Below are 25,810 nucleotides of genomic sequence, written 5' to 3' on the forward strand. Positions count from 1 at the left end.
CCCGGCGCTCGCACTGCCGATGCTATACGGCGCCGCTTTGGCGGAGCGCGGCGATGGCGGTATCGTCGAGGCCGAGCCATTCCTCCAACACTTCATCGGTATGCTCACCGAGCAACGGCGCGGCGCGCGGATAGTCTACTGGCGAAGCGGAGAAGCGAATCGGATTTCCGGCATATTCCACATCAACTCCGAGCGCATGGGGTATTTTGACGCGCATGCCGCGCGCCTTAATCTGCGGATCGTCGAACACCCGGTCGAGCGTGTTGATCGGTCCGCAGGGCACGCCGGCGGGCTGCAATTCGGCCAGCCAATCGTCGAGATCGCGCATGGCTGTGATGCCGCCAACAATCGCCACCACGGCCTCGCGATGTTGCACCCGCAAGGTGTTCGTCTTGAAGCGCTCGTCTTGCATGAGCTCGGCGCGCCCGGCAACTTCCAGAAACTTGGCCAATTGGCTGTTGTTGCCAATGCCGAGAATCATATGGCCGTCGCGCGCCGGAAAAACGCCATAGGGCACAATATTCTGATGCGCGTTGCCGGCGCGCCGCGGCACGTCACCACCGACCAGATAATTCATTGCCTGATTGGCAAGCCAGGCGACTTGAGTATCCAGGAGGGCGAGATCGATATATTGGCCGGCGCCGGATTTCTCGCGCCACGCCAGAGCGGCCAAGACTGCGACCGTGGCGTACATACCGGTCATCAAATCAGCCACCGCGACGCCGCCTTTCTGCGGCCCGCCGCCGGGCAAATCGTCACGCTCGCCGGTGAGACTCATGAATCCACCAGCGCCTTGAATAATCATGTCGTAACCGGCGCGGGCGGCGTAAGGGCCGGTTTGGCCGAAGCCGGTGATCGAGCAATAGATCAGCCGCGGATTGCTCGCTTTCAGGCTATTATAATCGAGGCCGTATTTGGCCAGGCCGCCGGCCTTATAATTTTCCAACAGGATGTCGGCACGCCCGGCCAGGGCGGCGCAGGTTTCTTGTCCCTCGGGTTTTGATATATCCAGGGTAAGCGAGCGCTTGGCGCGATTCGCCGACATATAATAGGCTGCCTCGCCGGTCTCGTTGCCGGCGGCGTCCTTAAGATAGGGCGGACCCCAGCCGCGTGTATCGTCGCCCACATCAGGACGCTCGACCTTCACCACATCGGCGCCAAAATCAGCCAGCAATTGCCCCGACCACGGGCCGGCCAAGACCCGGCTCATGTCAAGTACGCGCAGCCCCGAGAGCGGGCCGGTGCGCGCTGAAGAAGAAAACGAGTTGGACATTTTGGCAACTCCGGTAGCGATCTAAAACGGGCGATAACCTATCCCGTCGACGCGCCCGGGCCAAGCTCGCCGACGCCCGAACCGGGGGATTGACCCTTGCCTGTCATCCAGCGGTGCTTATGATGATAGGCGGAATACCATCACCGTTTCGTTGAGAAGCGTATCGCGATGAAGGGAGTAAGCGTGTCGACGCCGCTTGAGTCCTGCCACGCCTTGGTACTGAACGCCGATTATCGGCCGCTCAGCTATTTTCCGCTTTCGCTCTGGCCGTGGCAGTATGCGGTTAAAGCGGCCTTTCTCGAGCGCGTGAATATCGTTTCGGAATATGATGTCGCGGTGCATTCGCCGAGCTGCGAAATCCGCCTACCCAGCGTCATCGCGCTCAAGCAATATGTACCGCTCGCCAGGCGCCCGGCATTCACGCGCTTCAATGTTTTTTTGCGCGATCGCTTCTCCTGCCAATATTGCAATAGGCGGTTTGCCGTCGAAGATCTGACCTTCGACCACGTCGTGCCACGATCACGCGGCGGACACACCAGTTGGGACAATGTCGTGGCGGCATGCAGCATTTGTAATCTTGCCAAGGGCAACCGGATGCCGAACGAATGCGGTCTGCATCCGCACTACGCGCCGCGCCCGCCAACCACGCATGATCTGCATGAAGCCGGCCGAGAATTTCCGCCGCGCTTCTTGCATCAAAGCTGGCGCGATTATCTCTATTGGGATTCCGAACTGGAAGAACACTGACGCTGCCGCGTCGTCAGGCGCGTGCCGCTAGATCCTCTCCGAAAGCCAGATCGCAAGACGCGTGCCACGCTTGACCGCGGCGCTGAGCGGCTCGAATCCCGGCGCCATTTCCGCTTCATGCGCCAACCCGATCTCCTTATGCCGGCTTTCCTCGGCGCCGAACTCGATCAGCGTTTCACGTAATTCCTTTTCGTCGTCGCCGAGCTTATCGACTTGCGCCGCATAATGTTCTTCGATCACCTCTTCAACCGCGGCTGTGCACGCCATTGCCGCGCGCGGGCCCAACAGCGCACTGCCCGCGCCAAGCGCGAAACCGGCGGCATGCCAGAACGGCGCCAGAAGGGTCGGCCTGACGCGCCGCTCGCGCAGCAACCGATCGAAAGTCTCCAGATGCTTGCGTTCGGCATCGGCCATTTCGCGAATGACCGGCGCCACGGCATCGCGCCCGAGCACGGCGAGCTGGCCTTCATAGATGCGCGCGGCGCCATATTCGCCGGCATGATCAACGCGGAGGATTCGCTCGATGGTCTGTTCCGGCCCAAGATCGCCGGGCAACCGGTCGTCACCGGTGCGCGCCGGGCGCGAGGCTCGCTCAACGGCTTGCTCTGCGGCTTGCTCTGGCACTCGCTCTGCGTCGTCCGTCATTTGGCGCGCTCCATCATAAATGCAGCATATAGCGCGCCGGCGCCCAAGGCGAGCGACAGCAACGCGTTCCAGCCGGCCATGGAAATTTGCCACAGCGACCAGGCCACCTCGTCACAGCGCACGCGAGGCGCGGCGAGTAGACTGGCGCGCAGCTCTTCGATGGTATCTCCCTTGACCGGCGCGGCACAGCTGCTCTCCCACCAGCTCTGCTCGACCCCGACTTGGTACCCAGCGATGGCTGCTCCGACGAGCATCGCCAGCGCCGCAGCCATCGAAAGCGGCACCGAAATGCTAGCCTGCCGCTTGAAATAAAGCGCCGGCGAGGCGATCGCCAAGACGGCCATATGAGCATAGCGCTGATACCAGCAAAGTTCGCACGGGGCGAGGCCACCAACATGCTCGAACAGGAAAGCGGTGAGCAGGACGGCACCGCTGACGGCAACCAGCGCCAACGCCGGCAGCCAAGGTTTGTCAAACAGCGTCATCGCCAGAATATGCGCATCATACCAGGAGCTTGACCAGCAGGAACGCGCCGACCAGCATGACGAAGAACAGCAGTGCCAATTTTCCCAGATGGCGTTCGATGAATTCGCGCACCGGCTCTCCGAAGCGCCACAACAGCGCGGCTTCGATGTAAAAGCGCAAGCCACGGGAAACGACCGAGGCGAGAATGAAGATACCGATATCGAGCCGCGTGACGCCGCTGGCGATAGTGATCACCTTATAGGGCAGCGGTGTAAATCCGCCGGCGCCGACAATCCACCCGCCCCACTCGTTGTAATAGTCTTGAAACTGGCTGAACTTTTCTTCGGAACCATAAAATTCCAGCAGCGGCTGGCCAACGGCTTCGAACAGCCAAAACCCGATGGCATAGCCGAGCAAACCGCCCAACACCGAGGCCAAGGTGCATACCCCGGCGATGCGCCAGGCGCGGCGGCGGTTGGCCAGGACCATTGGGACCAACAGGATATCCGGCGGAATGGGAAAAAAAGCGCTCTCCGCGAACGAGACCCCCGCTAACCACCAGATGGCGTGGCGCTTGCCAGCCAGCGCCATTACCCAATCGTATAGTTTTCTCAGCATCCGCCGAATATACCCGCCATTTGTGTGGCGCAATTGACGTGCCAGAGGGGAGCCGCAAAATCAAGCGTGCGAAGCGACGGTCGACGCGACATATTCTATACTGGCGTCGCTTCAAGCTGGCTTGGCACGGCCACAGGCTTTGGCCTATAACGTTAAACTCAGTTCGAATGGAACTGCTTGCCTCTGTGGCGGAACTGGTAGACGCGACAGACTCAAAATCTGTTATCCGTGAGGGTGTGGGGGTTCGAGTCCCTCCAGAGGCACCAATTTTGTTCGCTGGGTCGGGCGTATGCGTCGCGTTGGGGCAATTTATGCTGGTGCTCGGATGCGCTCGGGGGTGGCTCTCCTACCCGCTAGCGGCACTTCCCCTTATTGCTACAATGGCTCAACAATAAGGACCGGCATATGCAATACCTGTTGAGGGCGGCTCTTCTTTCCCTGGTTCTCGTGCTCGCCGCGCCGGTGACGGCAGCTGACATGGCGGCCGGACAGGAGGCTTATCAGCGCGAAGACTATACGGCTGCGCTCAGCGAATGGCAGCCACTTGCCGAACGCGGCAACGCCGAAGCGCAGACCAACCTCGGCGTCCTGCATTATCACGGCCAAGGCGTGGCGCGCGATCGTGTGGAGGCCGCAAAGTGGTATCTCAAGGCCGCCAACCAGGGTCATGCCCAGGCCCAGACCAACCTCGGCGTGATGTACTACCATGGCCAAGGCGTAGCGCAGGACTTTGCCGAGGCTGCGAATTGGTATCGCAAGGCCGGCGAACAGGGCGTCACATTTGCCCAGACCAGACTGGGCTATATGTACGCCGAAGGCCGCGGTGTTGCGGGTGACGATGCCGCAGCAGCGACCTGGTACCGCCGGGCCGCCGATCAAGGCCACGCCCAGGCTCAGACCGATCTAGGCGATCTCTACCTCCAGGGACGTGGCGTGGCCGAGGACCATGGCGAGGCGCTGGCATGGTATCGTCGTGCCGCTGATCAGGGCTATGCCGAAGCGCTATTCCAGCTCGGCTACATGTATCAAGAAGGCCTGGGCGTGTCCCAGGACCATGGCCAATCGTTGAAATGGTACCGCAAGGCTGCCGATCAGGGGCGCGCCGGGGCGCAAGCGATGCTCGGCGTTATCTATGCCAACGGTTTAGGCGTGACCGCAGACTATGTTCAAGCCCATATGTGGTGGAGTCTCGCGGCCAGCCAAGGTCACGACGGGGCACTCAAAAACCGCGACACTGTGGCCGGCGTCATGACCTCCGCGGAGCTTGACGAAGCCAAGAAACTCGCGCGCGACTGGGGGCCAGAGACGGCCACGATCAGGGTTGCTTCGGCGTCAGCGGCGGAGGATTTCGCGGCTGGATTGGAAGCGTACAAGAGTGGCGACTACGCGGCGGCGCTGGATAAATTTCAGCCCCTGGCGGGGGACGGCCATGCAGAGGCCCAGTTCAATCTCGGACTGATGTATGTGAACGGTCAAGGCGTGACGCAAGACCATAGCAAGGCGGTGAAATGGTATCGCGAGGCCGCCCAACAGGAACTTGCCGGCGCCCAATATAATCTCGGCCTCATGTATGGCCTCGGCCACGGCGTAGAGCAGGATTTCATTCTTGCCCATGTGTGGTGGACCCTTGCCGCCCGCAAGGGTCACGCCGGTGCGGTCAAGAACCGCGGCATTGTGGAAGGCGGCATGTCCGATGCGCAGCTGGCGCAAGCACAAAAACTGGTGCGCGAATGGAAGACGAAATGACGCAGGAAATTGGCTGATGGTATTTACGGAACAGGATATCGAATTCGAAGGAACGTCGGTCCATTTTTGGGAAGGCGGTTCAGGATTTCCGATCCTGATGCTGCACGGCTCCGGGCCGGGCGCCGGGACGATGGGCAATTGGCGCTTTGTGCTTGAGCCGCTCGCGGCGTCGTATCATATCCTCGCCACCGATCTCATTGGCTTCGGCGAATCGGGACGCAAACAGGAAGAACCCTATTTCGATATCGGCCTGTGGCGCCGCCAAGCGCAGTTCATGCTCGATCGTTTGCTCCCAGGGCCTGCTGGCACACGGGGGGGGCCGGTCGGTATTATCGGCCATTCGCTGTCGGCATCGTTGGCGCTGGGTCTCGCCGCCGCCAATGAGCGGGTGACCAAAGTGCTGACCACCGGCGCGATGGGCGGGCATTTTGAGGTCAACGAATCGACCAATCTGTGCTGGACCTTCCCCGAGACGCGCGCGAACTTGCGCGAAGCGGTCGAATGCCTGGTCTATGACCGCTCCGTGGTGACCGACGCGCTGTTGGACAGCCGCATGGAAATTCTCCATGACGGCGAATACGGACCTTATTTCCGTTCCATGTTCGCCGGCGGCAAACAACAATATGTCGATGCTGCGGTGCTGCCGACGGACATGCTGAACGCACTCACCTGCGATGTGGTGATGATGCATGGACGCGACGACCGGCCCTTTCCCTACGCGGAAAACAGCCTCGCGCTGAGCGCCGCCATTTCCCATGCCGACGTGATTTTAGTTGGCCGCTGCGGCCATTCGCCGGCGTTGGAACATCCGCAAAAACTTCTAAGCGCGGCGAAACTGCTATTCGGCTGAGGCCGCGGCGGAGAAGGCGGCGCCCTATATATTGCGCTGGGGCTTCAATCGCCGCTACAGTCTAGCGAGCAAAGAATTGGGACGGTCCGGCTTCGAGGCGGGACGTCAAAGGAGTCCACGTCATGGCAAGACATATCAGCTGCGGGAAACTGTTCACCGGTCTCGGCGATGGCGCCGAAGCGGAGCAAACCCTAGTTCTCGACGGCGATACCATTCGCTATGTCGGCCCCAGCGCGGGCGCGCCGGCGCCGGCGCCGGGCGACGAGATGATTGATCATTCAAATCATTTCGTGCTGCCCGGCCTGATCGACATGCATGTTCATCTGTCTTATGGCAACGCCAAGTCGGAAGAGGATATCGATCTCTACGCATCGGTTGAGTTTCGCGCGCTGCGCGGGCTGGAAGCGGCGCAGCGGGTGCTGGCGGCAGGCTTCACCACGATTGCCGATCCCACCACCACCGGGCGCGTCAGCCTGGCGATCCGCGACGCCATCGATGCCGGCTTGTTCGCCGGCCCGCGCATCTCGTCCTCGGGCCGGCAAATCACCAACCGCCAGGGCTTGTCGGACTGGTACCCGAGCTGGGTCGGCGTGCCGGAAACCTCGATCGGCGTGTTGTGCCGCGACGCAGCGGAGGGCATTGCGGAGATCCGGCTGGAAGTCAAAGACGGGGTCGACTTTATCAAGATCGCGATCGACGGCGATTCGATGAACCCGTCTTCAAACGTGTTGGTCGCGGGTTACGACCAGGACGAGATGACAGCGATGGTGCGCGAGGCGCATCGCCTCGGCAAGAAAGTGGTGGTGCATGCGCGCGGCGCCGAGGGTGTGCTCTATTCGGCACGCGCCAAAGCGGATGTGATCTTCCATGCCGCTTGGATGGATGATGCCGGGCTCGAGGCGGTGATCGAGAATGGCTGCGCGTTGTGTCCGAGTCTAAGCCTGGTGGTCAACGATATCGATTTCACCCGGCCCGGCGACGGCTGCTATCCGGCGTTTCCCGAAGCGCATCAGCGCGAGCTTGATCGCGCCCGCGAAAGCCTGCCCAAGGCGCGCCAGGCGGGCGTGAAATTCATGCTCGGCAGCGATGCCGGATTTGCAGTAACGCCTTACGGCGAATGGCACGCGCGCGAGCTTGAGCATTATGTCAAATATCTCGGGTTTAGCCCGGCTGAAGCGATCAAATGCGCGACCGTCAACAATGGCGATTTCGTCCGTGAAAATGGAAAAGTAGGCGCGCTCGAAGTTGGACGATTGGCGGATATTCTGATCATCGACGGCGATCCGCTTGCCGATATCTCGGTGCTGCAAGACCGCGCGCGCATCCGCGAGATCATTCAGGGTGGCGAGACGGTGAATATCGAGATCAACAAGAACACCAGGCGCCTGCGGTCCGAGTTTTCCTACGACATGTGGAGCGATGTCTATACCCAAGCGCGCATCGAAGAGATCGGTATGGCGCGCGGCGTCGCCCAACGCGCGGCCGAGTAAGACGCGCGAGCCGCCAAGCCGTGCAAGCCGACAACGAATAGCCCGCGGGATGTCAAAGCCATCCATTACGCCGCCCGAATTGCGCGACCGTATCGAGGCGCTGGTCCCGGTGCTGCGCGAGCGCGCACCCGCCGCCGAGACATTGCGCCGCCTGCCTGACGAGACCGTCCGCGACCTGGTGGAACTGGGATTGATCCGCGCGACCTTGCCAAGCCGGCTCGGCGGCGCGGAAATCGATTACCGCACCATGATGGAACTTGTCGCCACCTTGGCGCATGGCTGCGGCTCGACCGCCTGGGTCGCGTGTAACTTCATGAGCTGCACCTTCCTGCTCGCGCTGTGGCCGCGCGAAGCGCAGGACGAAGTTTGGAACGAATCGCTCGACGCCATTCTCACTGGGACGTTGGTATTTCCCGCCGGCCGCGCCAAGCGCGTCGAGGGTGGCTATCGTTTGAGCGGGCGCTGGCCATTTGGCAGCGGCATCGATCACGCCGATTGGAACATATTTGCCGCGACCGAAGAGGACGCCGGGACGCTCCGAATGTTCGTCCTGCCAAAATCCGACTTCACGATTATTGATACTTGGCGCGCTGCGGGCCTGCGCGGGACCGGCAGCCAAGATGTCGCCGTGGACGATGTATTTGTGCCGGACCATCGGACGCTCCGCGCTGCGGATACGCGCGATGGCACCAGCCCGGGATGTGCCGTCAACCCGGCGACGGTTTATCGCGTACCGTTGTTTGCCTTGTTCTACAGTTGGGTCGGCGCCGCCTTGCTTGGGCTCGCCGAGGCGGCGGTCGATGACTATGTGGCGGCGACACGAAGCCGGATCGCGCGCTATAGCGGCCAACGCATCGCCGACTATGGCACCATACAGGTGAATCTCGCTGAAGCGATTACATCGGTCGATGTCGCGCGCCGTCTCTATCTGCAGAATTGCGACGAGGCGATGGCCATTGTCGAGGCCGGCGATCTTCCGACGTTGATGCAGCGTGCGCGCTACCGGGCCGAAGGTGCACATGCCGCGACGCTCTGTTGCCGTGCCGTGGATCTGGTCTTCACCGCGAGCGGCGGCGGCGGAGTCTATGACGAGAATTCATTGTCACGCGCGTTCCGCGACGTGCATACCGGGCGCGCCCACATCACCCAGAACTGGGAGGTCAATGCGACCACATTTGGCCGCGTCGCACTCGGCCTGGAGACCGACAATCCGCTGCTCTAAACTTGAAAGCTCGGCTCGTTAGGGGCGCACCGACGCCGACTTTGCCCGCGTGGTGACCAGAAACAAGCCAGCGAACATGAGTACAAGCGCGCCCCAAATCCAGGGGCTGTGGCGTTCGCCAAAAATCAGCACAGCCCAACCGATGCCCGCCAGTGGAGAGATGTAATTGTAGCTGGCGAAAAAAACTGGGCCGGCGAGACGAATTATCTCGAAAAATAGAATCCAAAATATAGCGTTTAGGAAGGTGACACCTATCAGGGCCAAACCGCCATCGTCCAGGCCGGCATCAAAAAACCACCAGCTATTGGTTGCCGCCATGACCACAAAAAGTAGTGCGGACGCACACAGTAAAAGCCCCGCGGCCAGGGGAATGGAAATTGACTCGGGAGGGCGCAGGATGGCGACCAGCGCATTAGCAAAACCGTAACAGAGCGGCGCAATCAAGGCGAAGAGGACCCAGCCGACCATCTCGGGCTGCGGCAAACTGGATTTCGGCAAGACCACCAAAAGGACGGCCGCAAGCCCAATGCATAAACCGGCGAAACGCAGCGTGGTGTAACGCTCGATGCGAAACATGAGGGCAAAGCCAAACGTCAGCGCCGGCACCAAGGCCTGCCCGAGGCTGACGACCCCGGCGGGCAGGCGGTCTGCAACATAATTGAGCGCCAGAAATGGGACAACGAACTGGAGCACTGCGGCGACGCCATAGAGCCTCAAATAGGGCCAGCCTAGCGGCACGCGCTTTGCCGTGGCGAAGGTGACGATCAACAGAATCAAACCGGCGCCGAGACTTTGCCAAAACACATAGGCGACGACGGGAATGCCGGAAGTGATAGCAATTTTGTTGAGAGAGAAACTCAGACCCCACGTGATGCCACAAGCAAACAGCAACGCCGATGGCAAAAGCGGCACGCGCGCCAAACCGCCTGTCAGGCCATGCCAGTTTCCTTTCCGTGTCATCAGATTCAATTCCACTCAATATGGTTGTGATGGATCTTAATGCATCAGACCGGGCAACTCCGCTGCTATATCTGCCTCGGAGGCGCGCCGGTTGCAGCCTTACGTATCCACGAATATCTTACGAAGCACCGGCCCCGCCGGCGTGAGGGTGCGGGTCGCCAGCAAAGTTTCTTAACATGATTGCAGAGCATCTTAGGGAAGAGGGCCATGGCCGTTAAATCGTTGCAGCATTTTTGCCTGGCGGTTCCCGACCCGGCGCTCGGCGGAAAATTCTATTAAGATTTCGGACTCGAAGCCGACGACCGAGGAAACAGCCTCGCACTGCGCTGCGCTGGGCGGGATCAGGATCAAGTCGTCCTGGTCGAGGGCGCGCGCCGGAAGTTGCATCATATCAGTCTTGGCACCGACACAGCCGGGCTCGAAACGCTAAAAAAGGAGCTCGAAGCAAACGGCACCAAATTGCTCGACCCGCCGGCACTGGTGTCCGGCGAGGGCCTGTGGTTCCGCGACCCGGAGGGCGTGCTCCTTAACCTCTCGGTCGCCGATCCGGCGCCGTGGGCCGACGCACCGGAATGGCGCATCAATAATCCGGGGCATTACGACCGCCGCGGTGTGCGTGGATTTCCGGCCCGCGACACCGTGGTCAAGCCGCGCCGCCTCGGTCATCTGCTCTCCTTCACGACAAATATCGAAGACAAAATCGATTTCTACACCCGCGTACTGGGCATGCGGCTGAGCGACCGCGCACAGGATATGGTAGCGTTTTTACATGTCCCCGGCGGCAGCGATCATCATGTGCTGGCGTTTCTGGCGGGCGAGCGGCCGGGCTTCCACCATGCCAGTTTTAAAGTCGCGAACGTCGATGAGGTCGGCCTTGGCGGCTGCCAAATGATCGCTAAAGGCCATCGCAATGGCTGGGGACTGGGCCGCCATGTGATTGGCTCAAACTTCTTTCACTATATCCGCGACCCGTGGAACGGGATGGCCGAATATTTTTGCGATATCGACTATATTCCTGCCGATGCGGTGTGGCAGCCCAAGGACTGGCCGCTGGAAGACTCGCTTTATGTATGGGGCCCGGATCTGCCGGAAGATTTCCCGATCAATTTCGAAGAGCCCGCATAGCCACCGACGCCATTATTGGCGCCTGCGTTGATGAATGCGATCGCCTAACTCGCCCATTTGCCTGGTTTGAACTAGGCAAGAGCATCGGCGATGGCGACTTGGTACGGCGTTTCGCGGAACTCCGGCAATACTGCGGTGAGCTTGGCGCCGTCAATGGCGTGCGGCCGGCGCCAGAGATACGACATCTCCGCGACTTCGCGCATTTCCGGCATGGCGAGTCCGAGCAACCAGATCATCGGCCACGACAACCCTTTGACCTTTAATTTACGCCCAACGGAGCGCGACATGGCATCGACCAGCATCCGTCCGGTGAGCGCATATCCTGGAAAGCCGAATTCTTCGAAGGCGGCAAAGCCAACCCGCTTGTCCGCCAGCCCCGTCATTGCGCGTGCCATATCAGGCAGATAGGCCCAACTGTGGGTGCAGTCTAGCGGGCCGGGATACATCACCCGGCCTTTGGTTACATGGGCTGCGATATGGCTGTCGAACCAATTGCCGGTCTTTTGGCGCTCTATGAAATCTCCGGCGCGGAGGATGATCGTGCACACACCGTCGGCGACCGCATCGGCATAGGCGCGTTCCATCTCGGCGCGCAGGCGGCCCTTACGGGTTGTCGGAGCGGCCAGCGTATCTTCCGCCAGGCGCGCCGGCATCGCGGCGCCATAATGATAGACGTTGCCGGGGATCATCACTGTCGCGCCGGACGCCTGGGCGGCGGCAATAACGTTGGCCGTCAAACGCGGTAGGTCGCGCTGCCATCGACTGTACGGCGGGTTCAGCGCATTGACGATGACATCACATCCCCGAGCAGCGCCGGCCAACACCGATGCATCGAAGGCATCGCCGGCAATCCACTCGATCGCCGCCGGTCCCTCCGCGCTGGAGCGGGCAAGGCCGCGCACCCGCCAGCCGGCGGTGAGAAAGGCGTCAGCTGCGGTGCGACCGAAACGACCCTTGGCGCCGAGAATAACGACTCTTGGCGGCATATCACTTCCCTTCCTATTTTCGATTGGCTCGATTGAGCTAAGTTAGCTATTTGTTTTTCGATAGAAAACAATATATTTTGCCTATCTATTATTCATTTTTGAATTGATCGGTGAAATTATGGCGTTCGAGTGGAGCCTGCTGCAAAGCTTCATCGCCGTCGCGGAAGAAGGCTCGCTATCCGGCGCAGCGCGTGCCCTTGGCGGCAGTCAACCGACCATGGGCCGCCATGTCGGCGCCCTCGAGGCAGCGCTCGGCGTGCGCCTGTTCGAGCGCGCCGCCGGCGGGCTGGAACTCACGGCAACCGGTATCGAACTGCTCGAGCATGCCGCGCTGATGGCCGAAGCCGCCCATCGGCTTTCGCTCGCTGCCGAGGGCCGGGCTGAAGCGATCGCCGGCACCATCCGCCTCACGGCCAGCGAAATCGTCGCCACCTATATCCTACCCGATATTCTTACTGCGCTGCGACGGGCCGAGCCTGAGATCGAAATTGAGTTGGTCGCCTCCGAACGCACGGAGAATCTGTTGCAGCGCGAAGCCGACATTGCGGTGCGCATGTACCGGCCGACCCAGGCGGATGTCTTTACGCGCAGGGTCGGCGATCTCCGGATTGGCATGTTCGTAGCTGAAAGCTATGCAGCGCGGCGCGGCGTGCCGCAATCAATCGAAGATTTCCGCGACCACGACATCATCGGCTATGATCGCGGCGACCAGATAATCCGTGGCTTTCGTGAAGCGGGGCTGGATATCGGCCGCCGCTTCTTTTCGTTCCGTTGCGACAATCAAGTTGTCTGCTGGCGCATGGTCGTCGCCGGCTATGGCATCGGCTTCAATCAAATCTCAATCGGCGAGGCCGAACCCGGCGTCATGCGAATTCCATTGAAGACCGAATTGCCCACCCTGCCGATATGGCTGACCGCCCATTCGGAACTGAAGACCAGTCATCGCGTGCGTCGGGTTTTCGACTTTCTCGCCGACGCGGTCGGCCGGGCCACATGAACAAGGGCTCAACCAAATTCGGCCAAGCCCTTGAAAAATTGGAGCGGGTGATGAGATTCGAACTCACGACTTCAACCTTGGCAAGGTTGCGCTCTACCCCTGAGCTACACCCGCGTCTAAGCCTGTCAGGCTGGCAGGGATATTACGTCATGCAGCGGGTCATTCAAGTCCCGTCTCGCATTTCAATGTTATCATGGCAAAATACCGATTCGTTAACCGTTGCGAACGCATAGAACCATGCCACTCGACAGTGAACAATTGTTCAGCCGGTTTCGCCAGTTGGGCATCTCCTTTGAGACGCACAGCCATCCGGCCGTGTTCACGGTTGAAGAAGCCCAACTCCATTGCGGCCATTTTCCCGGCGCGCATTGCAAGAATCTTTTTCTCAAGGACAAAAAGGGCCAGCTCTGGCTGGCGGTCATGTTGGATGGTCGTGAGGTGAATATAAAAGCGCTGCAAAATGCAATGGGCGCGGCGCGGCTTTCGTTTGGCAGGGCCGAGTTGCTACATGAAGTGCTCGGCGTCATTCCCGGTGCGGTCACGCCGTTCGGGCTGATAAACGATACCGAGCAGCGGGTACGGGTTTTCCTCGACGCCGACATGATGGCCGCCGAGTTGGTCAATTTTCACCCTTTGCGAAATGACGCGACGACGGCGATGGCGCCGGCCGGCCTGCGTCGCTTCATCGCCGCTTGCGGCCACGACGCGCACGACCTGGAATTTCCGCTTGGCCGAGAAACCGAGCCGTAATTGCGCCTGTGATAAAATAGCGCTAACAACGGGACGATGAACATTATGGAGCAAGCATGGAAGAGCTAATCGGACAGGGTGCGGGCGCGCCAAGCGCGGTCGTGGACAGCACCACGCAGACATTCGTCGCTGATGTCGTCGAAGCGTCAATGGAGCAGCCCGTCATCGTCGATTTCTGGGCGCCATGGTGCGAGCCCTGCAAAACCCTCGGCCCGACCCTGGAAAAGATCGTCAACGCGACCCAGGGTAAGGTCAAGCTGGTCAAGGTCGATATCGACCAAAATCAGGAAATCGCCGCGCAGATGCGCATTCAATCTATTCCCGCGGTATTTGCGTTTAAGGACGGCCAGCCGATAGATGGCTTTGTCGGCGCGCAATCGGAAAGCCAAATAAAGACTTTTGTCGAGCGGCTGACCGGACCGATTGGCCCGACGCCGGTGGAACAAGCCATGGAGCAAGCGCAACAGGCTCTCGCAGAACAGGATTTCAACAGCGCCGCCAATATTTATGGCCAGGTGCTTAAACATGCGCCGGAAGAAATCGCCGCCGTGGCCGGCATGGCGCGCAGCCTGTTGGGCATGGGCGACGCACCGGGCGCGCGTGAAATACTCGACGCCGTGGATGAAAAACTCGCCACCCACATCGATATTGAAGGCGCCCGGGCAGCCTTGGAGCTGGCCGAGCGGGCGGAAGAATCCGGCGACGAAGCGGAAATGCGCGCCCGTCTCGACACGAACGAAAACGACCATCAGGCCAGATATGACCTCGCCATGGCGTATTACGCCAAGGCACAAAACGAAGAAGCCATCGACGAACTGCTCGAGATCATACGGCGCGACCGCGCCTGGAACGAAGAGGCGGCGCGTGTGATGTTGCTGCAAATCTTCGAGGCTCTCGGCCCAAAGCACGAACTCACTGCAGGCGGCAGACGCAAACTTTCCTCAATTCTGTTTTCCTGACGTGCCGCCCGATTAAGGACGACATACGGCATGGGCCAAGAATTGAACCAGTGGACGACCGAGGAACTGCCGACCGTCATCCCCATATTTCCGCTTGCCGGCGTCTTGCTGTTGCCCGGTGGGCGCCTGCCGCTAAATATCTTTGAGCCGCGTTATCTTGAAATGACCCAGGACGCCATGGCATCGCATCGCATCATCGGCATGATTCAGCCGGCTGATCCCTATAGCCGTGACTTCGAACCGGAAACTTATGAGACCGGTTGCGCCGGCCAGGTCACGGAATTCGAGGAGACGGCAGACGACCGGATACTCGTCACTCTCACCGGGGTGTGCCGTTTCGCGGTGGCGAACGAACTTCCTCGCGAGGAGCTTCTTTACCGCCGCGTGACCGCTCGCTATCAACCCTACGCCTGCGATCTGATCCAGGAAAATGCGATCGCGCTCGACCGTGACTGCCTGATCTCAGCGCTCAGAAAGTTTTTCGCAACGCGGGGCATAAGAGCGGATTGGTCAGCGATTGACGATTTAAGTAACGAAGACCTGATGACAAACTTCGCCATGGCCTGCCCATTCGGGCCAAGCGAGAAGCAGGCGCTCTTAGAATGCCGGGAAACGAGCGAGCGCAGCGCCATGTTTCAGTCCCTGCTGGAAATGGCGGCGCATGAGCGTAGCGGAAAGGCGCGGCCGAGCGCGCCGCAATAAGATTTTATGCCTGCACAATCGGAGTATCGGATATGAATGAAACCAGCGCCGGGGTAGACCCCAAGCTCCTGGAAATCCTGGTTTGCCCGGTCACCAAAGAGCCGCTTATTTACGACGCAGCGGCGCAGGAATTGATCAGCGAGAAAGCCAAGTTGGCCTATCCCATCCGCGACGGCATTCCGATTATGTTGCCGGACGAAGCGCGTCACCTCGACAAAGATTGAGCGGAAGAATATGGCTTCGCCCCACGAGACAGTCCACTGGCCAACGGAGATCCGTTACAAAAGTGGCGAGAAAGCGCTGGAGATCGATTTTGACGACGGCGAATGCTTCCACTTCCCGGCTGAATTTTTGCGCGTCGAATCGCCTTCGGCTGAGGTTATGGGACATGGCGAGGGCAAGACCATCATCGCTGGCCGGCGTCATGTCGGAATCATGGAAATCGAGCCAGTTGGCAATTACGCGGTGCGCATCCGCTTTGACGATATGCACGATACCGGCATCTATTCTTGGTCGTACCTGCGCTATCTCGGCGACGGGCAACCTGAAGTTTGGGCGCAGTATCTGGCCGCCCTGCAGGAAAAGGGCCTAAGTCGAGATCCTTGATTGCCAGCCCGAGCCTCAGGCCAGAAAGGCGTTGACCACCGTGTTGAACTTGGCCGGGTTCTCATAAAACATGAAATGCGAGCCACCTTCACTGGCACCGAAAATAACGCATTCCGCGCCGGGTATTTGCTCGGCGATCCATTCCTGCGTGTGTGCCGGAAAAATACTGGCGTGCCCGCCGACGACCAGCGTCGGCAAGCGGATGGCACGAACCACGTCGCGCCAATCGATCATCGCATGATGGTAGACGAGGTTTGCAGCGTGGATGCGCGGCAGTTTGAGATTCTCTGCGGCGATCCACAGCAAATCGTCGCGCGCCACGCCTGCAGTGAACATCCCGGCAAGGAGATCAGCCGTCGCTTCAGCATCGGTCGCGGTTAACACTTTATGGTATTGCGCGGCGAGGTCCAGGGGACCCGCAAAGAGACAATCAAGTGCCTTACGTTCAGCCTGAGGCCAACTCGGATTGCCAGTAACCGCAGCCGCCTCATCAACCAGGATCAGGCGTGACAGACGCTCCGCGCCAAACAGATCGAGATAGCACCAGCTCACCGAGCAGCCCATCGAATGGCCGAGCAGATCCACATCATGGAGATCGAGCGCGATCAGAACTTCGTGCAAGTCGGCAGCTAGCCGGCTGATGCGGTAGCCGCCAGCTGGCTTGTCAGATTCGCCATGGCCGCGCATATCGAGAGCAATCACGCGTCGGCCTTCAGCCAGGGCGCTCATTTGATATTTGAACTCCGCCGCGCTCTGCGACCAGCCGGGCAGCATCACTAATGGCTTTCCGGCGCCCGCCTCCTGGTAGCGCAGTGTCACACTACCGGAAATAGTGACGGCCTTCTGGATCACTTCTCTGGCCATGCCGAACTTATTCCGTGCGCTCAAGAACTGGCGAGCGCCTCGACGGGCTCCGCGGCGGATCCCCTGTCGCCGCTTCCCGGCACACAGCCGCCGCAGACGGCAAGTGTTTGCGCGGTAATGAAGCGGCCACGATCGCTAGCCAGAAACACCGCCATGTCGGCGATCGAATCTGGGGTTAACAAAGCGCCGAGCATGTTGCCACGCATGTTGTCGTTGTAGAGCATCTCATACGGTGCGCCAGATGCGTCAGCCATGCCCTGGTGCAACTGCTGCGCCATCTTCGTCTCGACCCAGCCAGGCGCGATGGTGTTGACCCGCACGCCGTGCGCGCCAAGCTCATCGGCCAAACAGTGCATGTAGGCGTTCAGGCCGTTCTTCGATGCGGCATAGGCGCCCCAGCCAGCGGCATGCGCGTTCGCCGCGATCGACGAGATGAATATCACCGAAGCATTGGCGCCGGATTGTACGAGCGCCGGATAGACCGCGCGGGCGACCAAAAAGGGTGCCGTCAAATTGGTGGCGAGGATCGCCTTCCACGTTTCCGGCGCCATGTTTGGCGTAGGCTGCAAGCTACAGATACCAGCATTGTTGACCAAAATATCGAGCCCGCCGAGAGCCTCGAGAACATCGGCGCACATGGCGCCGATGGCGTCTTCTTCGGTCAGGTCGGCAAGCGCCGGAACCGCGCTGCCGCCGGCGCTCTCAATGGCCGCGAGTGTGGCGGAGATCCGCGCCGCGCTACGGCCATGCACCGCGACCACAGCGCCTTCGCGCGCTAGCGCCTCCGCGATTTCTCGCCCGATGCCGTCTCCGGCGCCGGTGACCAGCGCGCGCTTGCCCTTTAGCGACGTATCCATGGTCCGGCTACCGCGCGCCGAAGCGATGGCGCTGGCTTTTCTCAAAATATTGCTGGTGATAGTCCTCGGCAGGCCAGTAGTCCCCCGCCTGAATAATCTCGGTCGCCACCTTGCCGGCGCCTGAGAGCTTGGCCCGCGACGCCTCGGCAGCTTCCTGCTGTGCCGTCCCATGAGTAAATACTGCGGAGCGGTACTGCGTGCCCACATCCGGACCTTGCCGGTTCAACTGGCTGGGGTCGTGCGATTGCCAGAAAATCTCGAGCAATTCCTGATAGCTGATGCGCTCTGGGTCGTACTCGACCTGGACCACTTCGGCATGGCCGGTACGCCCGGTGCACACCTGTTCATAGCTTGGATTGGTGACGTCGCCGCCCATATAACCGACAGAGGTGGAAACCACCCCATCGACCTGGCGGAAGACATATTCGGGTTTCCAAAAACATCCCGCGCCAAACGTTGCTTTCTCACTCATGACAATACTCCTTCTTTTTCCTAGCTGAATTTATAGCCATTCCCGCGCGTCGCCGCGAGCCTGCTGTTGGGCGGCGCGCCCGCGCTACAACGGCTCGCCACGCGTCAGGCGTGGCAGCTCGCCAACCACACCCATGGCATGGCGCATAAAGATGCTCTTCAGACGCGGCGAGCGGTTAACCGCCGCAAGGCCAAGGTCGCGCGCCAGGCGCAGCGGCGCGCTGTTGTTTGAGAACAGGCGATTGAGCCCGTCGGTGACGGCAATCAAGGCCAGCGCGTCGAAGCGTCGCCTTTGTTGATAGCGGGCGAGCAAGTCGGGAGCGCCGATATCGAGACCCAGGCGGTAGCGGTCGACGATCAGTTCGGCCAGCACCGCCACATCACGCACCCCGAGATTAAAACCCTGGCCGGCGAGCGGGTGGATAGCATGCGCTGCATCACCGGCCAACGCCAAGCGCTCGCCGGTATAGTGGTTCGCGTGGGTGAGCGCGAGCGGATAGCTCCAGCGCGGACCAATGACTTCCAGTGGCCCAAGAAAATCGCCAAAACGCGATGCCAACTCGGCAAGAAATTCGCTATCGCCAAGAGCAAGAAGCTCCGGCGCCAGGCTGGTCTTCTCGGTCCACACGATGGACGAGCGCCCCGCCGTCATCGGTAGAATGGCGAAGGGACCGGCGGGCAAGAAGCGCTCATGGGCAATGCCGCGGTGCGGGCGCGCATGACGCACGGTGCACACGATCCCGGTCTGAGCATAGGACCAGTCCATCGTGCGGATGCCGGCGGCTTGGCGCAACCGCGAGTTCCGGCCATCGGCGGCTATGGCGAGACGCGCGGAGATGCGCCGGCCGTCGGCGAGAATCGCTTGGATACGCTCACCCTGAGGCGAGAATTCTGTGACCGACACCGGCGCCAGATGGCGCAGCTTTGGGCAGCCCGCAACGGCATCCAACAGCGCCACACGGGTAACGCGATTCTCGACGATCCAGCCGAGCGGATCAGTGCCGACCTCGCGATGGTCGTAGTGCAGAAAAAGCGGCGCGTCGCTGTCCGACACGCGAATCTCCAATATCGGCTCGGCCTCCTCAGCCATGCCGTCCCACACGCCAATGCCATCAAGCACGCGTTTCGAGCCATAGGCGATGGAGCAGACGCGGCCATCGAACTCGGCGCTCTGTATCCGCGCTGGATCTTCACCATCCATGACCACTGTCTCGAGACCGGCGCGCGCCAGCGCTACGCCGAGGCTGAGCCCGACCAAACCACCGCCGGCGATAACTACATCGGCCGTAGTTTGCCCGTCCGCCGTCATATGCCTAAACTCGCCGCCGCATGCATGGGCATAGCATAACGCAGAGAACGGAGAACCATAAGAGACATGACGAGCGAATGGCATGACGTGAGCGCCCTGGCGCTGGGCGAGGGCATTGGGCGCGGTGAGATCGACGCGAGCGAGCTGTGCGAATATTTTCTCGAGCGCATCGAGCGCATCGACACCAAGCATGACATCTATCTTCGCGTCACGCCCAAACGTGCCCGCACCGAAGCCGCCGCCGCCGCCGAACGAGCGCGCCAAGGACTTCGCCTGAGCCCGCTCGACGGCGTGCCGATTTCGTGGAAAGACCTGTTTGATACCGCCGGCGATATCACCAGTCATGGCGCCAAGGTGTTGCAGGAACGTATTGCCGAGCGCGACGCCACAGTTGTTGCGCGCGCCACTCTGGCGGGGCTGGTGTGCCTCGGCAAAACAAACCAGACCGAATTCGCGTTTTCTATTCTCGGCATCAACCCGAATTACGGCACGCCGGCCAATCCGTTTGACGACAAGGTCGCCCGCCTGCCCGGCGGCTCGACCTCGGGCGGCGCGGTATCGGTGGCACGCGGGCTGGCCGCCGCCGCCATCGGCTCGGACACCGGCGGCTCGGTAAGGGTACCGGCGGCTTGGAACGGTTTAGTCGGGCTGAAAACCAGTTTCGGCCTGCTGCCGCTCGATGGGGTGCTCGGTCTCTCGACCAGCATGGACTCGGTGGGCCCGTTGGCGCGCGACGTCGCCGACGCTGCCGCATTATTTACCGCGCTGTCAGGCGGATATGGCGCGGGAAACTCGCACGCGCCGGACCTGACCGGCGCCGAACCAGCGCGCCTCAGCCTGGCGCTGCCGGCAAACCTCGTGTGGGACGGCTTGGATGCCGGGGTTGAACGGGCGACGCGGGCGGCGCTCAGGCGTCTCGAAGCGGCCGGCGTGACGATCCGCCAGGCAGAAATCCCGCAATTCGGCGAGATCGAAGAGTTGATCAGCCATTTCGGCCCGTTCCACGCCGCCGAGTGCCATGCCCTGTGGCATGAATATGTCGAAGCGCGGCCCAATCTCGTCTACCGACCGATCCTTGAACGCATCCGCCTCGGCGGAAAGATGCCGGCCAGCACGGTGGAAGGCGCCAGACAGCGCCTCAAGCAAGTGGCGCCGGCGCTGCATGCGCGCATCCGCGAGGTCGGCGTGCTGGCGATGCCGACGATCGCCATCAGCCCGCCGGCGATCGCCGAATTGGAAAACGACATGGACGCCTGGATGGCGGCCAATGTGATGACATTGCGCAACACCCGGCTGGGCAATTTTCTCGATTGCGCGGCGCTCACCCTGCCGTGTGGCAAGGATGACAACGGCATTCCGGTCGGCCTGATGCTGATGGCACCGGCGGGCTGGGAGGCGCGCCTGCTGCGCATGGCGAGCGCGTTGGAGCCGATCCTGCGCGCCTGACCCGGCTGATAGGAGCGATGAATCCGGGCTTTGCTAAAGTAGCAGGGATTTAGGTCGACTTAGGTGCCCCGAGCGCGGCGACAATTATATAAGCCGTTGTTATAATTATATTAATTTCCCTCCAGCGCCTCGTTCAGCCGGTGTAAAACGCGTCTTGAACCCGGCAAACGCGCCTGTGGGAAGCGCTATATGAAATCTTGCTGCGGCCACCCAGTCGCTAATTAACATCTTCCGCCGGATCTGCTAGTCTGTTAAGTTCGATTCGTAACAGCAGCACACAACACCTTGTTATAAAAGGCAGGAGACGGCTTTGCGCACGCGAATTATCAAAGCGCCGAAGGGGCGCTGGGCATTATGACGGCGAGCAGCGAGGGGGTACGCCGCGCGCCCTTCCTGCCGGAAGCGGCGAGCCGCTTTCTGCGCCGGCGCACGATTCAGTTAGCGGGGCTGGTTTTGCTGGCGCTTGCCGCCGTGCTGGCTCTTGCCCTGATCAGCTATGCCCCGAATGACCCCTCCTTCAACACCGCAAATTCGCAAACCGCCGCCAATATAGCCGGCCTGCCCGGTGCTTATGCCGCTGATCTCCTATTACAGGCGGTCGGCGCCGCGTCGGCGTTGCTGGTGGTTATTCTCGCGGCCTGGTCTTGGGCGCTGCTATCGTGCCGGCGAATCAGCCTTTTATGGCTACGCGCGACGCTGTGTCCGCTCAGTATCTTGCTCGCCGCCACCGGCTTTGCCGGTCTGGCGGCGCCCCTGGGCTGGCCGGTCGAAGCAGGCTTTGGTGGTGGTGGCGGCAGCGTGATCGCGGCACCGATAGCTGCTCAGTTGAGCGCCTGGGGCGCCGGGTCGTCGATCCTGCCGATCATCGCCTTCGCTCTCGCGGCGATCGCCTTCACGGCCGCCTTGGGCCTGCCGTGGCGCGAATGGCGCGGCCTCTTTATTGGGCTGTGGTTTGTACTGCGCACATCGGCAATCGGTCTTTTCCGCAGCGGCAGGTGGGTGCATGCCCAAACAACGCCCAAATTCGCCGGCGGCGAAAGCGCTGCCGAAACCGTCGCCCAAACCCGAGCCAATGCGAAGCCGGCGCGGGAGAGCAAAACGCCGCGCGCACCACGCCGTGGCTGGCGGCCTCATCTCAAGCTTCCGAGGCTCGCCTTTGCCGGCGGCAAGCTTCCCGCACTTGCCTTTGCCGGGCGCAACAAAGTCCGCTCCGAACCTCAACTCTATGAAGACGGCATCGCTGACAGCGCGGCGGGCGGGCGGACCGAGCCGAGTTTGGTGGCGCGCAAACCGACCAAAAAGATTGTCGAGCCGTCGACGCAGAAGCCCAAGCCGGGAAAGCGCGCCGCGCGCGAGAATCAGCGCACGCTCGATCTGAACGAAGGAAATGATTTCGAATTGCCGGCGCTCAACTTGCTCACCACCCCGCCGGAGCGCAGCCGCAAGCCGTCGCTGGCTGAAAATGCGCGCGAACAGAACGCCGAACTGCTGCTCACCGTGCTGGAAGATTTCGGCGTCTACGGCGCCATCGACAAAGTGCGCCCCGGCCCGGTGGTGACACTCTATGAATTCGTCCCGCGCGCCGGCACGCGGACGGCGCGGGTGATTGCGCTGGCCGACGATATTGCGCGTTCGATGAGCGCGATATCGGTCCGTGTCGCGACCATTCGCGGGCGCAACGTGATCGGCATCGAATTGCCCAACGCGGACCGTGAATCGGTGTTTCTGCGCGAGCTACTCGCTAGCGAGGATTATGAAAATACCTCCGCCAGCCTGACCCTGGCGCTCGGCAAGGACATCGGCGGCAGCCCGGTGATCGCCGACCTGGCGCGCATGCCGCATCTGCTGGTCGCCGGCACCACCGGCTCCGGTAAATCGGTTGCCATCAACAGCATGATCCTGTCGCTCATCTACCGCTTGCCGCCTGACCAGTGCAAGCTGATCCTGATCGACCCGAAGATGCTGGAACTGTCGGTCTATGACGATATTCCCCATCTGCTGACGCCGGTCGTCACCGACGCGTCGAAGGCGGTGGTGGCGCTCAAATGGACCGTTCGCGAAATGGAAAACCGCTATCAGGCGATGTCCAAACTCGGCGTGCGCAACATCGGCGGTTATAACAAGCGCCTCGCCGAGGCGCGGCACAATGGCGAAGAGCTGAGCCGACGCGTCAACACGCATATTGATGCCGAGACCGGCCAGCCGGTCTATGAGGATCAGCCGCTAGACTTGGCGCATTTGCCGTTCATCGTCGTTGTCGTCGATGAAATGGCCGATCTCATGCTGGTTGCCGGCAAGGATATCGAAGGCGCGGTGCAGCGCCTGGCGCAGATGGCGCGGGCTGCCGGCATCCACATCATCATGGCCACCCAACGGCCGTCGGTCGACGTTATCACCGGCACGATCAAAGCCAACTTCCCGACGCGCATCAGTTTCCAGGTGACGTCGAAGATCGACAGCCGCACCATCCTCGGCGAATCCGGCGCCGAACAGCTTCTTGGCATGGGCGACATGCTCTACCTCGAGGGCGGCGGGCGCCTCACCCGGGTGCATGGGCCATTGGTTAGCGACAAAGAAGTGCAAGCGGTCACCGATGCACTGCGCGCCCAGGCCGAGCCCGACTACATCTCAGCGATCACCGAGGAGCCGGATTCTGACCTGCCGTCAACCGGCGACGCGGCGGCTGACGACCCGCTCTACGACCGCGCCGTGGAACTCGTCACGCGCGAGGGCAAAGCATCAACCAGCTTTGTGCAGCGCCATTTACAGATCGGCTATAACCGCGCGGCGCGCATGGTCGAGCGCATGGAAAGCCAAGGCGTCATCAGCCAGGCCAATCACGCCGGCAAACGCGAGGTGCTGGCCGGGCGAATCTGACGTTGGCGGGCGCTGCGCGTGACAAGCCCCTCTTCCCCGGCGGGGAAGAGAGGTTGGAGAGATGGGGTGAACAGAGCGCAGCTGTTACTTTTATTGGACCCTCAATCCCTGGGCGGGCGCGGGCGCCTCTTTCTCAAAGTATCACCAGCGGGATGGGACAATCGAGTGCGCCCGAAACGGCGCGGAACAGTTCGATTTCCACGACCGTCGACACTCGATCGTGCAACACGCAAGCGGCACACGCCGACAGCAGTAGCGGCTTGGACCGAGGTTTCAGCCCGGCCAGCTTTTGCACCGCACGATCCAAATCTCCGAGTCGGAAATCCTTTTGCCTCCTCATTTGAAGACCGCTCAGCTTCAGCGTTTTCGCCGCAGCCTCGAACGCGGCTTCGACGTTCTTCCCGTTCAGTTGCCCCGCATGAGCCATGAGGGAAAGGAGCAATTCGATTTCGCTCTTTACTTGGTTGAGACCGACGACGGGAGCCTTCTTGCGTGCCAGCTTGAAGAACTGTCCGTCCAGATGGTTGAGTAGAATCTTCTGAAGCGACCATTCCAAAAGATCGATCCTGGCATCGACGTCAATCAGCGTGACGACATTTTCTCTGAACAGCCTGTACTGACTGAGCGACAATTGTTTCAAAGCGGGCATGGCGAGATCGATCAGTGGCAACCGGTATTTGATGTCGAGCGCCGTGACTTCCGGCATGAGTTTCCGCGTTAACGCATAGACATTCGAATCTGCTAGCGATTCTAATTGCCTCAATTGCAAGTCTCGAACGTCGTGCCTGACATCAAGCAACAATAGATAGATCACCGCACGAGCGCCAAAGGGCTCGGCGGCGGCTTCTTTGATTGAAGCGGGTAGCCACACGATCAGTGAACGGGCGTAGTCGATAGTTTCTTGTTTCGGATTACCTATTTGGCTGATCGCGTCGGCGACGTCGGTTTTTGCCGCGCCGGCAAAGGCAAGAGTCGCATGACTGGCGAGCGCTTCCCGCGCCCCGAAGCTCTTACCGCCAGCCGGGTCTCCGTCCCGGGATGTGCTTTCAATGTCGGACGTCAAGTATTCACCATTCCACTGCGGATCGATGCGCCGAATACGCTCAGCCAGCGGCGGATGGATAGCGGACACGGATTGAATAAAACCTGAAACGCCGCGGGCAAAAAGAGCGTGGCTGATTTCGGGCGCGCCGGGGCTGTCCAAAATAGAGCCGGCGCGAAGACCGCCAATTCTCTTCAGTGCGCCGGCGATGCCGTCCGGATTGCGGGTAAACTGCACGGCAGAGGCGTCCGCCAGATACTCACGTTGCCGGCTGACCGCGGATTTGATGAGGCTACCGAAAACTGTGCCTGCATAGCCAATAATCATTAGTCCGAGACCGAACACCACCGCGGCCAACGCCCCACGGCGGCGCGAGTGGGGTGCCGCCCGCAACGTCCAATATCCGATATGGCCGATCACCAGAATGCCGTTCAACAGGCCTATCAGGCGAATGTTGAGCCGCATGTCGCCATTGAAAATATGGCTGAATTCATGAGCTATGACCCCTTGCAACTGATCGCGGTTTAACCAATTGATCGCCCCGCGAGTTACCCCGATAACGGCATCGCGCGGCGAAAAGCCCGCCGCAAACGCGTTTATCGCGAGCTCATCCTCCAACAGGTAGACGGGTGGCGCCGGCGTACCGGATGCGATTGCCATTTCCGCCACCACGTTCAACAACCTGCGCTGTTTCAGATCGTCGGTATTTTGCGGGATCAGTTTGGCTTCCATATCCTCCGCCACTTACCTGTCCAGCACCATCCACGGAAGTCCTAATAAATCCCGGAATATATGGGATATAG

The 25,810-nt window shown here is 60.9% G+C and carries 26 protein-coding genes and 2 tRNA genes; 15 read left to right on the forward strand and 13 right to left on the reverse strand.

All coding sequences use genetic code 11. The features are described 5' to 3' along the window. Nucleotides 1-22: 22 nt before the first annotated feature. Complete coding sequence (locus O3A94_09585) at nucleotides 23-1,273, reverse strand: CaiB/BaiF CoA-transferase family protein (protein MDA1356506.1); 1,251 nt, start codon at nucleotides 1,271-1,273, stop codon at nucleotides 23-25. Between the two features lie 168 nt (nucleotides 1,274-1,441). Between O3A94_09585 and O3A94_09590 the strand changes: the two genes are divergently transcribed. Next, nucleotides 1,442-2,020: an HNH endonuclease gene (locus O3A94_09590; GenBank protein MDA1356507.1), complete on the forward strand. Its 579-nt coding sequence runs from the start codon at nucleotides 1,442-1,444 to the stop codon at nucleotides 2,018-2,020. 27 nt (nucleotides 2,021-2,047) lie between these two features. Here O3A94_09590 and O3A94_09595 read toward each other — a convergent pair whose 3' ends face one another. From O3A94_09595 to O3A94_09605, 3 genes are read right to left on the reverse strand one after another with little or no spacing between them, the layout of a single operon-like run. After that, nucleotides 2,048-2,665 (reverse strand): demethoxyubiquinone hydroxylase family protein, encoded by a 618-nt coding sequence (locus O3A94_09595; protein ID MDA1356508.1) that lies wholly within the window; start codon nucleotides 2,663-2,665, stop codon nucleotides 2,048-2,050. Then, nucleotides 2,662-3,150, reverse strand: a complete 489-nt coding sequence (locus tag O3A94_09600) for a disulfide bond formation protein B (protein ID MDA1356509.1) — start codon at nucleotides 3,148-3,150, stop codon at nucleotides 2,662-2,664. The genes O3A94_09595 and O3A94_09600 overlap by 4 nt, the downstream gene beginning before the upstream one ends. Before the next feature lie 16 nt (nucleotides 3,151-3,166). Further along, the gene (locus tag O3A94_09605; protein MDA1356510.1) at nucleotides 3,167-3,748 is read right to left on the reverse strand and encodes a DedA family protein; all 582 of its coding nucleotides are present in this window, start codon (nucleotides 3,746-3,748) and stop codon (nucleotides 3,167-3,169) included. A gap of 179 nt (nucleotides 3,749-3,927) precedes the next feature. Between O3A94_09605 and O3A94_09610 the strand changes: the two genes are divergently transcribed. From O3A94_09610 to O3A94_09630, 5 genes are all read left to right on the forward strand, one after another. After that, a tRNA-Leu gene (locus O3A94_09610) sits at nucleotides 3,928-4,014 on the forward strand. Between the two features lie 139 nt (nucleotides 4,015-4,153). Beyond that, nucleotides 4,154-5,494: a tetratricopeptide repeat protein gene (locus O3A94_09615; protein MDA1356511.1), complete on the forward strand. Its 1,341-nt coding sequence runs from the start codon at nucleotides 4,154-4,156 to the stop codon at nucleotides 5,492-5,494. Between the two features lie 16 nt (nucleotides 5,495-5,510). Then, on the forward strand, nucleotides 5,511-6,344 hold the full coding sequence (locus O3A94_09620) for an alpha/beta hydrolase (GenBank protein MDA1356512.1): 834 nt from the start codon (nucleotides 5,511-5,513) through the stop codon (nucleotides 6,342-6,344). 122 nt (nucleotides 6,345-6,466) lie between these two features. Beyond that, nucleotides 6,467-7,834, forward strand: coding sequence for an amidohydrolase family protein (locus O3A94_09625; GenBank protein MDA1356513.1), 1,368 nt, complete (start codon nucleotides 6,467-6,469; stop codon nucleotides 7,832-7,834). Between the two features lie 49 nt (nucleotides 7,835-7,883). Beyond that, nucleotides 7,884-9,056, forward strand: a complete 1,173-nt coding sequence (locus O3A94_09630) for an acyl-CoA dehydrogenase family protein (GenBank protein MDA1356514.1) — start codon at nucleotides 7,884-7,886, stop codon at nucleotides 9,054-9,056. Between the two features lie 18 nt (nucleotides 9,057-9,074). Here the strand turns inward: O3A94_09630 and O3A94_09635 are convergent, their stop codons facing one another. Both O3A94_09635 and O3A94_09640 read right to left on the reverse strand, forming a co-directional pair. Beyond that, entirely contained in the window at nucleotides 9,075-10,016 is a 942-nt protein-coding gene (locus tag O3A94_09635) for a DMT family transporter (protein ID MDA1356515.1), read from the reverse strand. Between the two features lie 192 nt (nucleotides 10,017-10,208). Continuing rightward, on the reverse strand, nucleotides 10,209-10,406 hold the full coding sequence (locus O3A94_09640) for a hypothetical protein (protein ID MDA1356516.1): 198 nt from the start codon (nucleotides 10,404-10,406) through the stop codon (nucleotides 10,209-10,211). On the opposite strand from O3A94_09640, the gene O3A94_09645 reads away from it, so the two are divergent. Further along, the gene (locus tag O3A94_09645) at nucleotides 10,398-11,141 is read left to right on the forward strand and encodes a VOC family protein (GenBank protein MDA1356517.1); all 744 of its coding nucleotides are present in this window, start codon (nucleotides 10,398-10,400) and stop codon (nucleotides 11,139-11,141) included. The genes O3A94_09640 and O3A94_09645 overlap by 9 nt on opposite strands. Before the next feature lie 71 nt (nucleotides 11,142-11,212). Here the strand turns inward: O3A94_09645 and O3A94_09650 are convergent, their stop codons facing one another. Continuing rightward, nucleotides 11,213-12,127, reverse strand: coding sequence for an NAD(P)H-binding protein (locus tag O3A94_09650; protein MDA1356518.1), 915 nt, complete (start codon nucleotides 12,125-12,127; stop codon nucleotides 11,213-11,215). 118 nt (nucleotides 12,128-12,245) lie between these two features. Here O3A94_09650 and O3A94_09655 point away from each other — a divergent pair, with 118 nt between their 5' ends. Further along, complete coding sequence (locus tag O3A94_09655; protein ID MDA1356519.1) at nucleotides 12,246-13,124, forward strand: LysR family transcriptional regulator; 879 nt, start codon at nucleotides 12,246-12,248, stop codon at nucleotides 13,122-13,124. Nucleotides 13,125-13,163: 39 nt separating this feature from the next. On the opposite strand, the gene O3A94_09660 is transcribed toward O3A94_09655, so the two are convergent. Beyond that, a tRNA-Gly gene (locus O3A94_09660) sits at nucleotides 13,164-13,238 on the reverse strand. Nucleotides 13,239-13,361: 123 nt separating this feature from the next. On the opposite strand from O3A94_09660, the gene O3A94_09665 reads away from it, so the two are divergent. Genes O3A94_09665 through O3A94_09685 form a run of 5 tightly spaced genes read left to right on the forward strand, consistent with a single transcriptional unit; the run spans nucleotide 13,362 to nucleotide 16,141 of the window. After that, nucleotides 13,362-13,874, forward strand: coding sequence for a prolyl-tRNA synthetase associated domain-containing protein (locus O3A94_09665; protein ID MDA1356520.1), 513 nt, complete (start codon nucleotides 13,362-13,364; stop codon nucleotides 13,872-13,874). Nucleotides 13,875-13,930: 56 nt separating this feature from the next. Continuing rightward, nucleotides 13,931-14,833 (forward strand): thioredoxin, encoded by a 903-nt coding sequence (gene trxA / locus O3A94_09670; protein MDA1356521.1) that lies wholly within the window; start codon nucleotides 13,931-13,933, stop codon nucleotides 14,831-14,833. A 30-nt stretch (nucleotides 14,834-14,863) separates the two neighbouring features. After that, nucleotides 14,864-15,535, forward strand: coding sequence for an LON peptidase substrate-binding domain-containing protein (locus tag O3A94_09675; protein ID MDA1356522.1), 672 nt, complete (start codon nucleotides 14,864-14,866; stop codon nucleotides 15,533-15,535). Between the two features lie 32 nt (nucleotides 15,536-15,567). Beyond that, nucleotides 15,568-15,759, forward strand: coding sequence for a Trm112 family protein (locus O3A94_09680; protein MDA1356523.1), 192 nt, complete (start codon nucleotides 15,568-15,570; stop codon nucleotides 15,757-15,759). A gap of 10 nt (nucleotides 15,760-15,769) precedes the next feature. Next, a complete protein-coding gene (locus O3A94_09685; protein ID MDA1356524.1) occupies nucleotides 15,770-16,141 on the forward strand; it encodes a DUF971 domain-containing protein in 372 nt (123 codons plus the stop codon). Between the two features lie 15 nt (nucleotides 16,142-16,156). On the opposite strand, the gene O3A94_09690 is transcribed toward O3A94_09685, so the two are convergent. The 4 genes from O3A94_09690 to O3A94_09705 form a co-directional block, all read right to left on the reverse strand. After that, entirely contained in the window at nucleotides 16,157-17,029 is an 873-nt protein-coding gene (locus O3A94_09690) for an alpha/beta hydrolase (GenBank protein ID MDA1356525.1), read from the reverse strand. Continuing rightward, nucleotides 17,026-17,862: an SDR family oxidoreductase gene (locus O3A94_09695; GenBank protein MDA1356526.1), complete on the reverse strand. Its 837-nt coding sequence runs from the start codon at nucleotides 17,860-17,862 to the stop codon at nucleotides 17,026-17,028. Before O3A94_09695 ends, O3A94_09690 begins: the two co-directional genes overlap by 4 nt. 7 nt (nucleotides 17,863-17,869) lie before the next feature. Continuing rightward, entirely contained in the window at nucleotides 17,870-18,334 is a 465-nt protein-coding gene (msrA, locus tag O3A94_09700) for a peptide-methionine (S)-S-oxide reductase MsrA (protein ID MDA1356527.1), read from the reverse strand. Nucleotides 18,335-18,418: 84 nt separating this feature from the next. Next, nucleotides 18,419-19,642: a UbiH/UbiF/VisC/COQ6 family ubiquinone biosynthesis hydroxylase gene (locus O3A94_09705; protein MDA1356528.1), complete on the reverse strand. Its 1,224-nt coding sequence runs from the start codon at nucleotides 19,640-19,642 to the stop codon at nucleotides 18,419-18,421. Nucleotides 19,643-19,708: 66 nt separating this feature from the next. Here O3A94_09705 and O3A94_09710 point away from each other — a divergent pair, with 66 nt between their 5' ends. Continuing rightward, on the forward strand, nucleotides 19,709-21,088 hold the full coding sequence (locus O3A94_09710) for an amidase family protein (protein ID MDA1356529.1): 1,380 nt from the start codon (nucleotides 19,709-19,711) through the stop codon (nucleotides 21,086-21,088). A gap of 354 nt (nucleotides 21,089-21,442) precedes the next feature. After that, nucleotides 21,443-23,965 carry a DNA translocase FtsK 4TM domain-containing protein gene (locus tag O3A94_09715; protein ID MDA1356530.1) on the forward strand — a complete coding sequence of 841 codons (2,523 nt, stop codon included), beginning with the start codon at nucleotides 21,443-21,445 and terminating at the stop codon, nucleotides 23,963-23,965. A gap of 133 nt (nucleotides 23,966-24,098) precedes the next feature. Here O3A94_09715 and O3A94_09720 read toward each other — a convergent pair whose 3' ends face one another. Further along, nucleotides 24,099-25,739, reverse strand: coding sequence for a M48 family metallopeptidase (locus O3A94_09720; protein MDA1356531.1), 1,641 nt, complete (start codon nucleotides 25,737-25,739; stop codon nucleotides 24,099-24,101). Between the last annotated feature and the right edge of the window lie 71 nt (nucleotides 25,740-25,810).

It is taken from the genome of Pseudomonadota bacterium (genome assembly GCA_027624955.1).
Classification (GTDB): Bacteria; Pseudomonadota; Alphaproteobacteria; order UBA828; family UBA828; genus PTKB01.

Coding starts and splice junctions, on each gene's coding strand:
- O3A94_09585 (MDA1356506.1), bottom strand. CDS start 1,273: ATGTCCAACTCGTTTTCTTCTTCAGCGCGCACCGGCCCGCTCTCGGGG.
- O3A94_09590 (MDA1356507.1), top strand. CDS start 1,442: ATGAAGGGAGTAAGCGTGTCGACGCCGCTTGAGTCCTGCCACGCCTTG.
- O3A94_09595 (MDA1356508.1), bottom strand. CDS start 2,665: ATGACGGACGACGCAGAGCGAGTGCCAGAGCAAGCCGCAGAGCAAGCC.
- O3A94_09600 (MDA1356509.1), bottom strand. CDS start 3,150: ATGACGCTGTTTGACAAACCTTGGCTGCCGGCGTTGGCGCTGGTTGCC.
- O3A94_09605 (MDA1356510.1), bottom strand. CDS start 3,748: ATGCTGAGAAAACTATACGATTGGGTAATGGCGCTGGCTGGCAAGCGC.
- O3A94_09615 (MDA1356511.1), top strand. CDS start 4,154: ATGCAATACCTGTTGAGGGCGGCTCTTCTTTCCCTGGTTCTCGTGCTC.
- O3A94_09620 (MDA1356512.1), top strand. CDS start 5,511: ATGGTATTTACGGAACAGGATATCGAATTCGAAGGAACGTCGGTCCAT.
- O3A94_09625 (MDA1356513.1), top strand. CDS start 6,467: ATGGCAAGACATATCAGCTGCGGGAAACTGTTCACCGGTCTCGGCGAT.
- O3A94_09630 (MDA1356514.1), top strand. CDS start 7,884: ATGTCAAAGCCATCCATTACGCCGCCCGAATTGCGCGACCGTATCGAG.
- O3A94_09635 (MDA1356515.1), bottom strand. CDS start 10,016: ATGACACGGAAAGGAAACTGGCATGGCCTGACAGGCGGTTTGGCGCGC.
- O3A94_09640 (MDA1356516.1), bottom strand. CDS start 10,406: ATGATGCAACTTCCGGCGCGCGCCCTCGACCAGGACGACTTGATCCTG.
- O3A94_09650 (MDA1356518.1), bottom strand. CDS start 12,127: ATGCCGCCAAGAGTCGTTATTCTCGGCGCCAAGGGTCGTTTCGGTCGC.
- O3A94_09655 (MDA1356519.1), top strand. CDS start 12,246: ATGGCGTTCGAGTGGAGCCTGCTGCAAAGCTTCATCGCCGTCGCGGAA.
- O3A94_09665 (MDA1356520.1), top strand. CDS start 13,362: ATGCCACTCGACAGTGAACAATTGTTCAGCCGGTTTCGCCAGTTGGGC.
- trxA (MDA1356521.1), top strand. CDS start 13,931: ATGGAAGAGCTAATCGGACAGGGTGCGGGCGCGCCAAGCGCGGTCGTG.
- O3A94_09675 (MDA1356522.1), top strand. CDS start 14,864: ATGGGCCAAGAATTGAACCAGTGGACGACCGAGGAACTGCCGACCGTC.
- O3A94_09680 (MDA1356523.1), top strand. CDS start 15,568: ATGAATGAAACCAGCGCCGGGGTAGACCCCAAGCTCCTGGAAATCCTG.
- O3A94_09685 (MDA1356524.1), top strand. CDS start 15,770: ATGGCTTCGCCCCACGAGACAGTCCACTGGCCAACGGAGATCCGTTAC.
- O3A94_09695 (MDA1356526.1), bottom strand. CDS start 17,862: ATGGATACGTCGCTAAAGGGCAAGCGCGCGCTGGTCACCGGCGCCGGA.
- msrA (MDA1356527.1), bottom strand. CDS start 18,334: ATGAGTGAGAAAGCAACGTTTGGCGCGGGATGTTTTTGGAAACCCGAA.
- O3A94_09705 (MDA1356528.1), bottom strand. CDS start 19,642: ATGACGGCGGACGGGCAAACTACGGCCGATGTAGTTATCGCCGGCGGT.
- O3A94_09710 (MDA1356529.1), top strand. CDS start 19,709: ATGACGAGCGAATGGCATGACGTGAGCGCCCTGGCGCTGGGCGAGGGC.
- O3A94_09715 (MDA1356530.1), top strand. CDS start 21,443: ATGACGGCGAGCAGCGAGGGGGTACGCCGCGCGCCCTTCCTGCCGGAA.
- O3A94_09720 (MDA1356531.1), bottom strand. CDS start 25,739: ATGGAAGCCAAACTGATCCCGCAAAATACCGACGATCTGAAACAGCGC.